This window comes from Spirosoma sp. 209 (assembly GCF_002006735.1).
Lineage (GTDB): Bacteria > Bacteroidota > Bacteroidia > Cytophagales > Spirosomataceae > Spirosoma > Spirosoma sordidisoli.
Map to the genome: position 1 here is coordinate 606,929 of NZ_MVEC01000001.1, position 15,384 is coordinate 622,312.

The following is a 15,384-nucleotide window of genomic DNA, read 5'->3' on the forward strand; positions in this document are numbered from 1 at the left end:
TGAGAGCTTAGCTTACCGATACGGTATGAAATCGTTTTTCTTCTTTTTATTGACCAGTCTGGCCCTCGCGGCCTGTGTCGATACCGCTACGTCTGTCACCCCGGCCGATCCGGACTGGCTCCGGCTGGAAATCCCCTCCGGCGGGGAAGCCAGGCAGGTAGCAGGCGACCTGGACGGTACGCTATTCGTGGCAACCACGTTTGAGATTTATAAAACAAGCAATCGGGGTAAAAGCTGGGAGCTGATTCGCAGGCGTCATTATGGGCCGCAGGGGATCATTCTCAGGCATGACACGCTCTGGAATGTAACAAACGGGGGCGGTACCCCACAGCAAAAGTTCGTGTATGATCGATATGCCGATTATACCGTCGATGGCGGCAAGACCTGGCAAAAAGATATGAACCCAACTGAGCTACGCCTGCAAATCAATGCTGCCTCTGCTACCGACGGAACGGTCTATACCATCAGAGAAAACTCAACACCTAAGGCCGAAGACCCATTATCAGCCTACGTTAATCCGGCCGATATTCTGAGGCAGACAGCTGAAGGAACTACCCTGCTTGCGCTTCCATTCAGGCACGGAATCAATGCCCTGCATCTCGATTCCAGGAATCGCCTGTATGTGGCGGTATATGGTACTCACGTACCGGAAACGAACCGGATACTTTCTTCCCTGACGGAGTCCCCGGCGGTTGTGTATGTATCCCGGCGTCCGCAGTCATAACGGCTATTTGATTTCGACGACCCGGAATTCGGTTCGGCGGTTGCGCTGATGTTCAGCTTCGGTGCAGATCACCTCGTCGGTGCAGTTATTGACCAGCTGGGTTTCGCCCATGCCGAGGGTGGTAATACGCCGGCGGCTGATGCCTTTGGAGGCCAGGTAATTGGCAACGGCTTTGGCGCGCTGCTCAGACAGGACCTGGTTACGCGCAGCTTCACCCCGGCTGTCGGTATGCGAACGGATTTCGATGATCAGCGATGGGTACTTGCGCATCGTCGCCACCAGCTTTTCCAGCTCGCGGGTAGCATCGGCCCGCAGGCTCACGCCCCCAAAATCGTAGTAGATATTGTCGATGGTAACCACGTCACCCACGCTCAGCATCCGCAGGTCGGCCGATACCTCCTTGGGTTTGGTTTTCTTCGGCAGGCGCCTGATCCGGTTCGTATTGGTGCCGAATGCGGCTTTCGAGGCAATCAGGGTGTAGTCGCAGCCTTCGACAATATCGAACAGATAGCGGCCGTCGGCGCCCGTAACATACTCGCGCTGGCTCCGGTCACATTCGTTACGCAACCGAACGGTAACCCCCTCCAGCGGTCGGCGGTCGCGCTCGCTGACGACCATACCCCGCACGCGCGATCGGGTCAGCGGCCCGGCCGTATATTTATTGACGGGATTGGCCGCAATGGTATCCATGATCACCGTTGGTTTGGTGATCCCCATCTCGATCCGGCTGGGCTGATCGTCGGCCAGGTCACGCGATGAAAAGCCGATCGTACTGGTGACGTAGCCGTCGCGGCTGGCCTGGAACATAAAGTCGTTATTGGCTTCGAGACACAGGCGCACAAACCCACCGGCGTCGGTAATGAGAGTCTGGTCGGCGCGGCCTTCGCCCCGGGCTTTGACCAGCACACTTACGCTGTCGAGCGCCTGATCCGTTTCGGTATCGTAGAGTCGGATGGTGAGGTCGCGGCACTCGAACAGCGAGCTCTCGCGCACGAACCGGTAAATATCGTCGTTGCCCGCCCGGCGGTTACTGCTGAAATAGCCGCCCTGCCGGTTCGCATCGGTAATGAGGCCGAAATCGTCCTGGGGTGAGTTGATCGGTTCGCCGAGTGCCTCAACAGCCTGTACGTTGCTCCCATTCGTCAGGATTGCGAAGAAAATATCGAGACCGCCCCGCCCCCGGCGCCCGTCGGACGAGAAGTAGAGGTTACCCGCATCGTCGACGAACGGAAACAGCTCGTTTCCTTTGGTGTTGATCGTAGGGCCCAGGTTAACCGGCTTGCCCCACTGCCCATTCTGATAACGGCTTACGTACAGATCGGTACCACCCGAACCACCGGGCATGTCGGACGCGAAATACAGCAGCTGCCCGTCGCGGCTCAGCGTAGGGTGACCAACCGAGTATTCATCACTGTTGAAAGACAGTTCTTCGATGTCGGCCCAGGCGCCGTTCTGCTGGCGGGCGGTATACAGCTTGAGTTTATTAACCCCTTCGGCGCTCTTCCGGGAGCGTCCGTCGTTGTAGTTGTTGCGGGTGAAATAGATCCGGCTGCCATCGCGGGTAAACGTAGCCGGGCCCTCGTGGTATTTTGTGTTCAGGGTTTTGCTGAACCGCTGCGAGGGACTAACGGGCCGAACGTCGTAGCCCAGTCCCTGAGCAATGTTGACCCCGCCTTCAAAACCGGTAACGATGCGTGAGTCGTTGGCCGTACCGGGCGTATAATGATCCCGGCCAACGCCACCGGTTCTGACCCGCTGGTTTTCGACTTTACTGGTGCTGCCGTCGGCGTTGATGATGCTGGCAATCTTAAGCCCGTTTCGGTTAGGCACATAGAAGAGATCGAGATAACCCGAACCGCCCCCCTTGCCACTGGTTTCTATCGTCGAGCCACCCTTGGTACCCGACACGTAGACCAGCCCGTCCTGGTAAAAAGCAGGGCTAAACTCCTCGCCCGACGAGTTCAGGTCCAGAAATTCGAGCCGGTACCGGATCGACTCGTTCCGACCGCCAGCCTGCGCGCCCAGCCCCACCGCTCCGGCATCGGCCCGGCGCTCCTGCATTTTCTCTTTCAGCTTCAGATACCGTTCATACTGCTGCTGAGACTCCTGAAATTTCCCATTGCCGGCCAGGGTCTGCGCGTATTGCAGGGTCTGCTGCGGATCGTCGCCAGTGCTGCTGTTGAGGGCTTCGCGGTAATATCGCTCGGCTTTGGGTCCATCGCCTACCTGCTGATAGGCATAAGCCAGCCGGCCCTGAACCGTCGATTTCTGAGCCGGGCTAAGCTGGGCACCCTGGTCGGTTAAAAGCTGCGTATAGGCATCAATAGCCCGGCCATAGGCTTTATAGTTGAGCAGGCGGTCGGCTTGCCTCAACAAGGAATCGACCTGTGCCCAGGCAGTCAAACTGCTCAGCCACATACCCACGCCTACGATCCAACTAATCAGGTTCTTACTCATTGCTATCAATACTGGTCTGCCTGTCAAGTCTGGTAGATATACTTAATCGGCAAACAAATTTGCATACAAAACACGCCTGGAAAAAATTACCGCATCAGTGTTAGGACACGACTAAACTCCCTGCCGTCACTCAACTGCACCTGGTAATAATAGGTACCATCGGGCAGGCCCTGTCGGGCCGTAACGGCAGTGCCCTGATTAGCAGTACCATCCCAGTCGTTCTTATACTCGTTCTGACGATAAACGAGCTGCCCCCATCGATTATATACATCCAGTCGGATAGACACGCCCGGCGGTACCTGCTGGATCACGAACCGGTCGTTGATCCCGTCGTTGTTGGGCGAAAAACCATCAGGAATAAACAAGGCGGTTGCCGATTCGCCGGGAGGCAGGCTGTGGATCGTTACCCGGGTTGGTTCGCTATTATCCGTGGGGTCCTGGTTTCGGTCAGGATCGGCCTCTACCCCGCTGGTCGACTGATCGCGGCATATGGTACCATTCAGATCGGTGGCCCAGGCGAGGGCCTGATTGGTAAAGGTGAGCGTCTGCGCCTGGTCTACCGCCAGCCGAACGGTTATCCACAGGTTGGCCCGGGCGGCTGCCAACAACTGGTTACCGACCCCTAACAGCGTCGTATCGGCCCCGCGTCCGGTATAGGCTGCGTTCAGCAGCAGACCCGCATCGGCCCGAACGGTTACGGCCTCCAGCCGGGCACCAACCGCTCCGAATGCGGTCTCCAGGTTATTGGAAAGCTGTACGTGCTGAAGGGGATTCCGGCCGCTGTTCACTACGCTGAGCCGGTATGTCAACTCGACCAGACGACCTTTGCTTCCCGTTAGCCATAGCGGTTCGCTGACGGCCATACTGAGTCCAATCATTTCCGGATGCGGAGCCTGGGCCGTCAGTTGCGCAGAGGCTCCTACGCAGGGGCCGTTGCCGTCGGGATCAGGGGTCTGAACCGTAAAGGTGACTGCTCCGCGCTGCCGGTCCTGTTCCGATAGCAGATAGCGGGTAGCGGGGCCGGCATCCGTAAACAGCCCCCCACCCGAACTTTGCCACTCGACCCGCTCGGCCGAGCCGCCCAGCCTGCCGCGCAGGGTTACGACCCCGGCCGACCAGTTGAGCGAGTCGATCCAGACCCGTACGGTAGCCGGGCTGCTCAAACAGGGCGGTATTGCATTGGCACAGGCCGAAATCGATACCAGAACCGGCTTCGGTTCGGTCAGGCAGCCGTTCTCATCCTGCCCGATTATGTAATAGGTACCAGCCAGAACAGCCGTTGGCGACTGTACGGCGGGCGCATCTGGCTGCGTGCCTTTCCGGAACGAATACCGCAGCTGCTGGCTGGCTGCGTCTGACTCACGAATAGCTTTGGTAAGATCGGCCGTCATCAGCGGACAGCTATTTTGCAGGCTCGTCAGCAGGATCAGCGGTTTGTCAGACGGCTGCACCTCTACCCGCACTCCGGCCGAACTATCGCTCTGGCAGGTGCCAATCTGACAAACGGCTTTGTAGGTGGTCGATGCGGCCGGCTTTACCCGGGTTGTGATACCAGTTGTGCCGTCTGACCAGCGAACCGTACCGAGACAGCCCGAGGCCGTTAGCTGCACCGCCTGACCCAGACAAACCGTCGACTTATCGGTGGCCACAAGAGGTACGGCTGGTATGGCCACCTCGACCCCCGTTCGTCGGGATGCGCTGCTCAGACACTGGTTTTGTTCACAAACGGCCCGAAAAAAAGCGCTCTGGGTTAGCGTACCTGAATAAGTTGAGCCGATACCTATCTCCGCATCACCGGGACCGAGCCACCGAACGGTTCCGGCACAGCCGCTGGCGGTGAGGGTAACCGGATCGCCCGGGCAGACGCGGGTGGCCGAGGCTGTAACGGCCGGCGTCGAAGGCGTTTTGACGGTAACCAGATAGGGTTCGGAGAAACAGCTGATGCAGCCTGGTTTGAGTCGGCAGATGGCCGTATAGGTGGTCGACCGGGCCGGTCGAACCGTTAGTGTCGGGCCGGTATCACCCGTTGACCAGACTACCGTTCCTGCGCAGCCGGTGGCGCTTAGCGTTACCGCTTCATAACGACAAACCGACGTAGCCGAGCCAGTAAGCACTGGCGGCTCCGGATGCCGACAGGTATCAGCAGAAACAGGCCCGGTCGTACCAGCCAGCGCCGATACCACTATCAGATAACTGCCTATAATCCACCCAATACTCCTAAGAAAAGTAAAATGTACTTGTTTCGTCATACTCTACAATCAGCCTGTGAGGGATCAGTCGAATATCATGCCAAGTCATCAATTGTAAGCGACCCACCAAAACAGGTCACATAAACAAGTGAATAGCTGAACCAATGAGATGTTACCAAGCTGAAATTTCGTTAACAAATCATCGTCCTCCCAATTATCACAAACCATGCCAAGTATGGAAATAGAAATCGGCGCAACCGTCCCCGACAGGGCATAAAAAACCGGGCGGTATGCCTTCCTGAGAAGGATACCGCCCGGTGCTCGAATTCACTCCTGGTAATTACTTACGCGGGGGTGTTGTGGTGGTCGACGATGATGACGACGAGCGTGAGCTTCTGCTTTTCTTCCGGTTAGTATTGTTACCGGTCGAGCCGCTATTCATCCGATCGGTCGTGCCCGACTGCGAGTCGGTCGACATGGTCGAGCCGCTGTTCATCGTACCGGTACCGGTCGAATATGATCCTGAGTTAGAAGAGGTCGGCGGCTGAGTCGTCGAGCCTGAGTTGTAGGTACCCGAACCGGTAGTTGTACCTGAGTTCATCGTGCCCGAGCCGGTCGTGGTGCCCGAACCCGTGGTTGTACCCGTATTGGTCGAGGTTGGCGGCTGGGTCGAATACGTACCTGAGCCCGTGGTGGTGCCCGAGTTATTCATCGTACCCGATCCGGTCGTTGTGCCGGCTCCGGTGGTCGTACCTGAGTTGTACGTACCCGAGCCGGTTGTACCCGAGTTAGTGGTCGGTGGCTGGGTCTGATACGTACCCGAGTTGGTTCCGGTGTTCGTACCGCTGGAGTAGGTTCCCGTTCCGGTGGTTCCGGTACCGGTCGTACCCGTCGAACCTGAACCTGTCGTTGAATTAGTGGTCTGTGCCGTTGCGTTGAGGGCCATGCCGGCTACCAGCATCCAACCCATTACTATTACCTTTTTCATAGTTGAGCAAAATTTCTGTTTATCAATTTACTTGACATTCACTAACATAACTCGCCTAAAAACTGAATTGTTTTGTTAGTCTGTCAAATAAATAGATTTTAATCTTTTTATTTCGTAGGGCACAAAAAAAGCAGCGGGGGTATTCGCCCGCTGCTTTCCTGCTTTTATTAGGTCTGTATCTTACAGATTGCCTTTCTTCATTTCCTTCACGGCGAAGTCGGCCGCACGGGCGGTCAGGGCCATGTACGTCAGCGACGGGTTTACGCACGAAGCCGAGGTCATACAGGCACCGTCTGTGTTGAAGACGTTCTTGACGGTATGAATCTGGTTGTGCGAATTCAGAACCGACGTTTTCGGATCGCGACCCATGCGGGCGGTACCCATTTCGTGAATACCGATGCCTGGATTTTTGGTCTTGTCGTTATAGGCCGATATGTTTTTGAAACCAGCGGCTTCGAGCATCTCGGCCGCATCGTTCATCATATCGATCCGCATCTTGTGCTCGTTATCGCCATAGGCGGCATCGAACACGATCAACGGCAGACCCCACTTATCCTTCTTATCGGAGCTCAGGGTCATGCGGTTGTTGGGATCCGGCAGCATCTCGCCGAAACCACCCAGACTCATCGACCATGGACCCGGTGTGGTGAGGCTTTCCTTGAAATCAGCACCGAAACCATCTACGCCGTTTCCGCGGTTCCAGCCTCCGCGGCTGGCGCCACCTTGGTAGCCGAAGCCACGCAGGTAATCGCGTTTGTCGCCGGCCCAGTTCCGGTAGCGCGGAATGTATACGCCATTGGCGCGACGGCCGTAGTAGTACTGGTCTTCCATGCCCTCGAACATACCCGACGCACCCGCTGCCAGGTGGTGGTCCATGATGTTACGGCCCAGCTGGTCGGAGTCGTTACCCAGGCCGTTCGGGAACCGGCGCGATTTGGAGTTCATCAGGATCGACGTACTCGCAAAAGCCGACGCGTTCAGGAAGATAATCCGGGCAAAATACTCGCGTACTTCTTTGGTGTTCTGGTCGATGACCCGAACGCCCGTTGCCTTCCCTTTTTTCTCGTCATAGATCACCTCCGATACGATCGAATCGGGGCGCAGCGTCAGACGACCGGTTTTGAAAGCCGCCGGCAGGGTAGCCGACTGCGAGCTGAAGTAAGCGCCGTATGGGCAACCGCGCATACACTGGTTCCGGAACTGGCAGGCCGCCCGGCCCAGGTCGTAGTGCAGCTGTTTGGGCTGGGTCAGGTGGGCCGTCCGGCCAATGGTCACCGTCCGTTTGCCAAACGCTTTCTCGATCCGTTTTTTAGCTTCTTTCTCGAGGCAGTTCAGCTGCATCGGCGGCAGGAAGTTACCATCGGGCAATACATCGAGCCCGTCTTTGTTACCCGAAATACCGGCAAAGCCTTCTACGTAGGTATACCATGGCGCCAGATCTTCGTACCGGATGGGCCAGTCGACACCAACGCCTTCTTTCAGGTTGGCCATGAAATCTTCTTTGTTCCAGCGGTAGCTCTGACGACCCCACATCAGCGACCGGCCACCCACGTGGTATCCGCGAATCCAGTCTACTTTGCGGTTTTCTTTCTCGAGGTACGGGTTTTCCTTATCGTTCTCGAAGAAATGCCGGTGTTCCTCATTGGCCGTATAGCCGGTACGCATGTTGGCCCAGTATTCTTCGGCGGCCATCGTGGTTACGCGACCCCGGTGCGGGAAATCCCAGGGGTTGTTGGTAGCGGTAGGATAGCCTTCAATGTGCTTCACATCGCGACCGCGTTCCAGCAATAACACTTTCAGGCCTTTCTGTGTCAGCTCTTTAGCGGCCCAGCCACCCGATATACCCGAACCTACAACGATAGCGTCGTAGGTCATATCTTTTTGTGCGTCAATATTAAGGTTCATGATTCTCGAAATGGATGAGGAACGATGCGGCCTGACGGGGGCTCCTCAGCGGCAGCCTTCTTGCCGGCAATCGTTCACTGTGCGTTAAGTTAGATTAGATGGCCCAGGCTTTCTGACCCGCTTTGAGCGGTACACAACCATCGTACCGACCCGGAACGGCCACGTACTCCAGTGCCTGCGTAGCGCCTACCTCCGAGGTAAAGTACCCCGTCAGCGTCAGGTCTTTGATCATGGTAAAGAAGGGCGTCGCGCTCTTGCGTTTCTCGCCGGGCATCTGCACATCCTGCTGACCGCTGGCGTTCTGCGCCTTGGCAGCGGCCATGTCGGCCTTCTGCTGTTTGGCTTCGGCTTCTAGCTTTTTCACGATCTCGATACGCTGAGTCGGGTCAAGCTGTACGAAGGCCTTTCCGTAGGCATCCTGACTGAGTTTGTTGGTCCGGGCCAGTCCTTCCAGAAACGCCTTCTGGTCGGCTTCCTTGTAGCAGTCTTTCACGAGAATATCGATGATCTCGTTTACTTTGGCGGCTTTGGCTCCGGGCGTGCTAGTCGTCGGAATAATAGTATCGGCCAGCTCGGCCACGGTGGCATCCTGATCAGCCGTAAAGAAAACCGGTTTGTTGGTCAGGGCGCGCTGGGCAGCCGAGGCTTCGAGGGTGTCGGCCAATGCGGGTAACGACATGGTGGCTCCGGCCAGCGCGGCCACCCGCATGAGGGCGTCTCTTCTGTTCATCTGCGTAAAGCGAGTTAATCTTTCAACTAGAACGTTAATAGGAGCAACAAATATATAACAATCCGAGACTGGATTGTACGATTAGAGGATGAATTACTTACAGGTTAAGCAATTGGCTTAGTAGAGTTATAGGCGGCATGCCATGATCGAGCAGCTGATCATGGAACGTCTTGAGCACGAATGAACTACCCTGTTTTTTCTTTACCTCCTCCCGCAGGGCCAGCAGCTGCAGTTTTCCGAGCGAGTACGACAGATAACCCGGATCGAACGTACCCCGGCGGGCTTCTTCATAAGCTGGTTTTTCTTCGTAATAGCAGTTGTCCATGATAAACCGGGTAGCCTGGGCCACGGTCCAGCCGTGAGTATGCAGTTGAATGGAGCAGACCAGCCGACAGTAGCGCAGCATCGACTCCGACAGCTGGGCCATGCGGTATTTGGCCCGGGTAACGGCGTCGCCTTCCTGCCCGAAGCCCTCTTCCAGCATCATCTGCTCGGTATAGTGCGCCCAGCCTTCAACAAAAGCATAGCTCGCAAACATCTTGCGGACCCGGCTCACCGGCGACGCGTTGAGGTGCAGGAACTGGACGTAGTGGCCCGGGTAGGCTTCGTGAACCGAAATCACCTCCGCCACGTAGCGGTTGAACAGGGTGAGCCATTCGGTCTGCTGGCGGGGCGTCCATTCTTTTTTGGGAAGGGTAATGTAGTAATAGGCTTCTGACGCGGCTGGGCGCTCAAACGGCCCCGGCGTGTTCATGGCCGCGGTAGAGCCAACCATAAATTCGGGCGTTTTGGTGATCGTTGCCCGCACCTCCGACGGAACGGTCACGATCTGCCGGTCAATCAGAAACTGCCGGATGGCTTCGCAGTGGTTACGGGTAGCGGCCAGCAGACTATCGGCGGTGGGGTGCTCGGCCTGGATGGTTTTGAATACCTCCATGGGGGTTTTGCCCGGGTCGATAACGCGGGCGGCTGCCGCAAATTCAGCTTTCTCGCGGGCGAGCTGGTCCATGCCCAGCTGCAGCAGGCTGTCGGGGTCGGCGGTGATCCACTCGTTATACAGCAGCATCCTGCGGTAATTGTCGGCCCCGATGGCGAACGACCCGTTGGCACCGGGCAGCACGGCCGTTTCGAGGTACGTGGCAAAGGCCTTGGTAGCGTCGGCACCCTGGCTGAGGGCGGCTTTCAGATCTGCCTGCACCGTTGCGTCTGCCACCGAGGCAAACGCCTTCGGAATGTCGTTCTGCATGTAGTCGGCGCTGCCCCGCAATCCCTCAATGGCCACCTCTACGTACTCGCGGGGCGGGTTTTTGCCCAGATTCTGCCGGGCCGCGGCAAAGTAGGCCGGAAGCTGGCGGGCAATGGCTACCACCGAGCGGGCCCGGTCGGCCGCCGGGGCAAAGTTGCGTTCGATGTAAGGACTCAGGTTGACCGAATACGTCATCGGGTCTTCGTACACCTTCATCGTCACGATGTCGTGAATGCGTGATTTTATGCTGGCCGTCAGCAGCTTATAATCCACCTTCTCATCGACCGACAGGCCCGTCGTATCCAGCCGGGCAAAGGTCGAATCGTACTGGCGCAACTGTTGGAGCTGGCGGTCTATCGTCTGGGCTGTGGGGATGATCAGTTTTCCGTCGTACTCGTGGTAGCCCAGATAAACGGCCTCGCCCGGATTGCTGGCCAAGTAGGCATCCACGTACTCGTCAGCCAGTTTGCCGAAGGAAGCGTTACCGGAGTCGCTTGTCTGACAGGCCCACAGGCCAAGGGTAAGCGTAAACAGAAGCAGGAATGGTCTGGTCATAAGAGTAGCTGCGAACAGGTAGGTATGGCCGTAAAATAACTCATTTTCACGACGGCTCCCAGCGGTTCGGGTTTACTTCTTAGGCACGTACTGGTTGGCCCGCTCGTTCCGTTCGGCCTTGCTGACAATGTCGTCGATGCGCCGGGCGCGGGTTTGTTCGGTTTTGGCGTTCAGTAGCCATTCCAGAAGGGCGCGTTTGGCCGAGCGCGGAAAGGCCTCGAAATAGGTTCTGGCGGTGGGGTTAGCCTCCAGGGCCGTTTGCAGGTCGGGCGGGCAGATCAGGTCTTCTACCGCATCGAGGGCGGTCCAGGTGCCGGTTTTCCGGGCCAGATCGATCATGGCCTGGCCGGCTTCGGTCATCAGTCCGGCAGCCGTTAAGGCCGCTACTTTGTTCTTGTTGACCCGGCTCCAGTTGCTTTTCGGTTTTCGGCGCGCGAAGAACTGAAGGTAATACTGCTCATCGCCCCGACCGGATGTACTGTCGATCCAGCCATAACACAGGGCTTCGTCAACGGCCTGGTCGTAGGTGACGCTGGGCATACCGCTGCTTTTCTTGTAAATCTTCAGCCAGACGCTGGTTTCGGTGGCGTGATGTTCGGCCAGCCACTGCCGCCAGTCGGCGCGGGTGGGCGCGTAGTAGATTGAACGGTCAGTGGCTGGCATGGTGCATGGTCGGTTATAGGGTGGCTAACTCCTGTACGGCCAGCCAGCTCATCAGCCCGGCGCCGGTTTCGAGAGCCGACTCGTCAATATCAAAGGTAGGGGTATGAACGCCCGAAGTGATGCCCCGGGCTTCGTTGCGGGTGCCCAGCCGGTAGAAACACGAATCGACCACCTGCGAGTAGAACGCGAAGTCTTCGCCGGCCATCCACAGATCGAGGTCGACTACGTTATCGGCCCCCATGTACTCGACGGCCTGCGCCCGCAGCCGCCGGGTCAGCTCGGGCTGATTCTGCAAAAACGGATAGCCATGCACAATGGTAAATTCGCACGAGCCACCCATGGCGTCGGCAATGCCTTCGGCCAGTTTGACCATGCGCCGTTTGCCCTCGGCCCGCCACTCTTCGTTCATGCAGCGAAACGTACCCTGAATCGTTACCTCGTTCGGAATCACGTTGGTGACCCCGTCGGCAATGAACCGCCCGAACGACAGGACGCTGGGGCTGGCCGGGGGGCGATTGCGGCTGATCACCTGCTGGAGCGCCACGATGATATGGGAAGCAATCAGCACCGGATCGACGAGGTTGTCGGGCATGGCTGCGTGGCCGCCTTTGCCGCGTACGGTCAGGTAGAGTTCGTCGGTGCTGGCCATGTACATGCCTTCGCGGAACCCGATTTTACCCACCGGAATATTGGGGGCTACGTGCTGACCAATCATGCTAATCGGGGCCGGATTCTCCAGTACGCCTTCCCGGATCATGAGCGAGGCACCACCCGGCGCTTTCTCTTCGCCGGGCTGAAAAACCAGCTTTACCGTTCCGTCGAACTGATCGCGCAAGACGTGCAGAATACGCGCCACGCCGAGCAGACTGGCCGTATGCGCATCGTGTCCGCAGGCATGCATAACACCCTCTACAGTCGATTTATAAGAAACCTCGTTGGCTTCGTGGATGGGCAGGGCGTCCATATCGGCCCGCAGCCCGACCACGCGCCGGGGCGATGAGGTATCGTTGCGGGTGCCTTCGATAATGGCTACCAGGCCCGTATCCGCTACGCCCTCCTGGGGGGTTATGCCGATGGCTTTGAGCTGATCGGCTACGTACCGGGCGGTGTTGTGTTCATGAAACGACAGTTCAGGGTGCGCATGCAGATGCCGGCGGGTCTGAACGATATCGGCAGCGTATTGCCGGGCAAGCGTTTTGATGGAGTCGAGCATACGAAAGGCGGCCCGGAAGCCGCTTGACTACAGGTGACGGACGGGTAGCTCCCGCCCTATTGTGTGGTTATAAACTGATAATCGGTCAGGACCGTTTCCAGAAACGCCCGGTTCGACAGCGTACTGTCGATACCGGTTACGGCCTTGATCTTGTCGGCGGTGCGGGCCAGAACAGATTCATCACCCCGCAGCAGCACCTCCCGTACAATGCTAACGTCGCGATCGGTCAGGAGTCGTACGTCCGGGAACTGCAGGCTGTAATTATCAGGTACGGGGCGGGCGAGAACATCGGTCAGCGATACGGCGGGTTTGAGCCGGACCACCGAGGTGCCCGCAGCAATATCGCCCAGCCGCTGGCCTTTTCCGTTAACGCCGACGGTGATGATAGGAACGATACCCAGCATAAAACTGCCCGACTCGATAATCCGCAGCAGCCACCGCAGCAGGTAGGCCCCCAGGCCCGGCTGCGTTCCGTCGAGCATCACCACCCGAATACCGATGGCCAGCTTACCGACGCTGCGGCCGTTCAGAAAATATTCGCAGAGCAGGTCGTAGAACACAACCGGCAGCAGCACCGCCACCACGTAAAATCGGCTGGTATTGATACCTATACCAGCCGGCAGCGCCAGCACCAGCAGCCACCACCCGAAAAAGACCAGGTAATCGATCAGCGTAGCTATAATTCGTTCGCCAACGCTGGCAGGTTCGTACTCAACAACTACGTTTTGAGAGGTGCGAATAGTAACGGACATTGACAGGACTTTTGTTGGCAGGGAGCGATCACGGGCCGATCGTCAAAAATAGCATCCTTTCTTTGGTTCTTGATGAACAAATAGCCAATTTTCAGAACCTGACGCCAAACCCGCACCCCATGCGCGAAGCCCTGTTCGTGAAACGCAACGCCGACAAATGGAAGGCCATCGAGGACAACCCGACCCGCGACCCCGATGAACTGACGGCGCGCTTCGTAGAACTGACCGACGACCTCTCCTACGCCCGGACGTTCTACCCCGACGCCAACGTGACGCGCTACCTCAACGGGCTGGCCGCGCAGATGCACCGGGGGCTGATGCAGAACCGGCGCGACGACCGCAACCGCTTCCTTACGTTCTGGCAATACGAATTACCGATGCTGTTCCGGCAGTCGCACCGGTTGCTGGCCGTATCGGCGGGGGTGTTTCTGATAGCGGGCCTGCTGGGCTGGGTATCGGCGGCCCATGACAACACCTTTGTGCGGCTGATTCTGGGCGATCAGTACGTGAACATGACCCTCGAGAATATCAAAAAAGGCGATCCGCTGGGCGTTTACAACAGCATGGACCAGGGCACCATGTTCATCCAAATCACCCTGAACAACATTTATGTAGCGTTTCGAACGTTTATTTTCGGCCTGTTCGCGTCCTTCGGAACGATAGCCATGCTGTTCTACAACGGCGTGATGCTGGGTTCGTTTCAATACTTCTTTTACGAGCGCGGCCTGCTGCTCGACTCGATCCTGAAAATCTGGATTCACGGTACGCTCGAAATATCGGCGATCGTCATTGCCGGTTGTGCGGGGCTAACGGTAGGCAACAGCCTGCTCTTTCCGGGCACCTTCTCGCGGATCGTGTCGTTCCGGCGGGGTATCAAACAAGGGCTGACCATTGCGGTAGGGCTGGTTCCGATCTTCATCATGGCTGGCTTTCTGGAGAGTTTCATTACCCGGCTCACCCTGCCGCCGGTAGTCAGCGGCAGCATCATTCTCGCGTCGGCTGCCTTCATTATCTGGTATTTTATTCTCTATCCTATTCAACTTAACCGCCGTATACACCCATGATCAACCTGTTTCAGCAACGCGACTTTGGCGATAAGCTCAATATCACCTTCAAATACGTGACTGACAACTTCCGGAGTCTGGGTCTGTCGCTCCTTTATATCGTAGGACCGGTTGCGCTGATAGCCGGTATCGCGTCGGGCATTCTGCAATCGAACATTCTGGAGTTGACCAACATAGCCCGCGATGGAGATAGCGACCCGGCAGACCCGTCGGCTTTTTTCGATGTATTTCAACGCATTTTTTCCCCCGCCTTCTGGCTAATGATCCTGTTTGGTATCCTGGCTGCGCTGGCCGTCAGCCTGGTGAGCTACGCCCACATGAAACTCTACAATCGCAAAGATGGCGGTTTCGTCACGGTAGCCGAGGTATGGGAAGAAATCCAGCCTATCATGGGCCGGGCGCTCATCATCACGATTCTGGGCAGTATCGTTACGGCCATCGGCTTTATGTTTTTCATCATCCCCGGCATATACATCGCGGTGGTACTGGTGCTGGCGCTGGCTATAACCACCTTTGAAGGGACCGACTTCGGCCAGACCTGGGAGCGCTGCTTCAAGCTCATCCGCGACAAGTGGTGGTCTACCTTTGGCCTGGTCGTTGTTATGGGAATCATTTCCGGCATTATCGGGCTGCTCTTTTCCATACCGGCCGGGGTGATCAACTTTCTGGTAGCGGCTAAACTCCTGCCCGACGCATCGGGTATCTGGCTCGTGCTGGGTAACGTAATCGGGACGGTTGGCGGTACGCTGCTGCGGGCGCTGATCTACATTGCCATCGGTTTCCAGTATACCAACCTGGTTGAGCGGCAGGAAGGACGGGGGCTGCTGTCGGCCATTGACTCGATCGGGACCGCCCCCACCCAACCCCGCGCGCAGGACGAGGGTGAGTACTAATCAAC

12 protein-coding genes are annotated in these 15,384 nt (G+C 57.4%); 3 read left to right on the top strand and 9 right to left on the bottom strand.

Features of this window, described 5'->3' with window-relative positions; genetic code table 11:
* Positions 1-25 precede the first annotated feature (25 nt).
* The gene (locus B1C80_RS02625) at positions 26-724 is read left to right on the top strand and encodes a hypothetical protein (protein ID WP_077919480.1); all 699 of its coding nucleotides are present in this window, start codon (positions 26-28) and stop codon (positions 722-724) included.
* A 3-nt stretch (positions 725-727) separates the two neighbouring features.
* On the opposite strand, the gene B1C80_RS02630 is transcribed toward B1C80_RS02625, so the two are convergent.
* The 9 genes from B1C80_RS02630 to B1C80_RS02675 all read right to left on the bottom strand — a co-directional run bounded on the left by B1C80_RS02630 (position 728) and on the right by B1C80_RS02675 (position 13,422).
* Positions 728-3,181 (bottom strand): OmpA family protein, encoded by a 2,454-nt coding sequence (locus B1C80_RS02630; RefSeq protein WP_077919481.1) that lies wholly within the window; start codon positions 3,179-3,181, stop codon positions 728-730.
* Between the two features lie 86 nt (positions 3,182-3,267).
* Positions 3,268-5,295: a gliding motility-associated C-terminal domain-containing protein gene (locus B1C80_RS02635; RefSeq protein ID WP_236648569.1), complete on the bottom strand. Its 2,028-nt coding sequence runs from the start codon at positions 5,293-5,295 to the stop codon at positions 3,268-3,270.
* A gap of 415 nt (positions 5,296-5,710) precedes the next feature.
* The gene (locus tag B1C80_RS28290) at positions 5,711-6,358 is read right to left on the bottom strand and encodes a hypothetical protein (protein WP_161492695.1); all 648 of its coding nucleotides are present in this window, start codon (positions 6,356-6,358) and stop codon (positions 5,711-5,713) included.
* 180 nt (positions 6,359-6,538) lie between these two features.
* On the bottom strand, positions 6,539-8,263 hold the full coding sequence (locus B1C80_RS02650; RefSeq protein WP_077919484.1) for a GMC oxidoreductase: 1,725 nt from the start codon (positions 8,261-8,263) through the stop codon (positions 6,539-6,541).
* A 94-nt stretch (positions 8,264-8,357) separates the two neighbouring features.
* Positions 8,358-8,993, bottom strand: coding sequence for a gluconate 2-dehydrogenase subunit 3 family protein (locus tag B1C80_RS02655; protein WP_236648570.1), 636 nt, complete (start codon positions 8,991-8,993; stop codon positions 8,358-8,360).
* A 97-nt stretch (positions 8,994-9,090) separates the two neighbouring features.
* Positions 9,091-10,794: a DUF885 domain-containing protein gene (locus B1C80_RS02660; protein ID WP_077919486.1), complete on the bottom strand. Its 1,704-nt coding sequence runs from the start codon at positions 10,792-10,794 to the stop codon at positions 9,091-9,093.
* Positions 10,795-10,866: 72 nt separating this feature from the next.
* Entirely contained in the window at positions 10,867-11,457 is a 591-nt protein-coding gene (locus tag B1C80_RS02665) for a YdeI family protein (RefSeq protein WP_077919487.1), read from the bottom strand.
* Between the two features lie 13 nt (positions 11,458-11,470).
* Positions 11,471-12,670 carry a M20 family metallopeptidase gene (locus B1C80_RS02670; protein ID WP_077919488.1) on the bottom strand — a complete coding sequence of 400 codons (1,200 nt, stop codon included), beginning with the start codon at positions 12,668-12,670 and terminating at the stop codon, positions 11,471-11,473.
* A 56-nt stretch (positions 12,671-12,726) separates the two neighbouring features.
* Positions 12,727-13,422 (bottom strand): RDD family protein, encoded by a 696-nt coding sequence (locus B1C80_RS02675; protein WP_077919489.1) that lies wholly within the window; start codon positions 13,420-13,422, stop codon positions 12,727-12,729.
* A 119-nt stretch (positions 13,423-13,541) separates the two neighbouring features.
* Between B1C80_RS02675 and B1C80_RS02680 the strand changes: the two genes are divergently transcribed.
* Positions 13,542-14,486, top strand: coding sequence for a stage II sporulation protein M (locus B1C80_RS02680; RefSeq protein WP_077919490.1), 945 nt, complete (start codon positions 13,542-13,544; stop codon positions 14,484-14,486).
* Entirely contained in the window at positions 14,483-15,379 is an 897-nt protein-coding gene (locus B1C80_RS02685; RefSeq protein WP_077919491.1) for a hypothetical protein, read from the top strand. The genes B1C80_RS02680 and B1C80_RS02685 overlap by 4 nt, the downstream gene beginning before the upstream one ends.
* Positions 15,380-15,384: the final 5 nt, after the last annotated feature.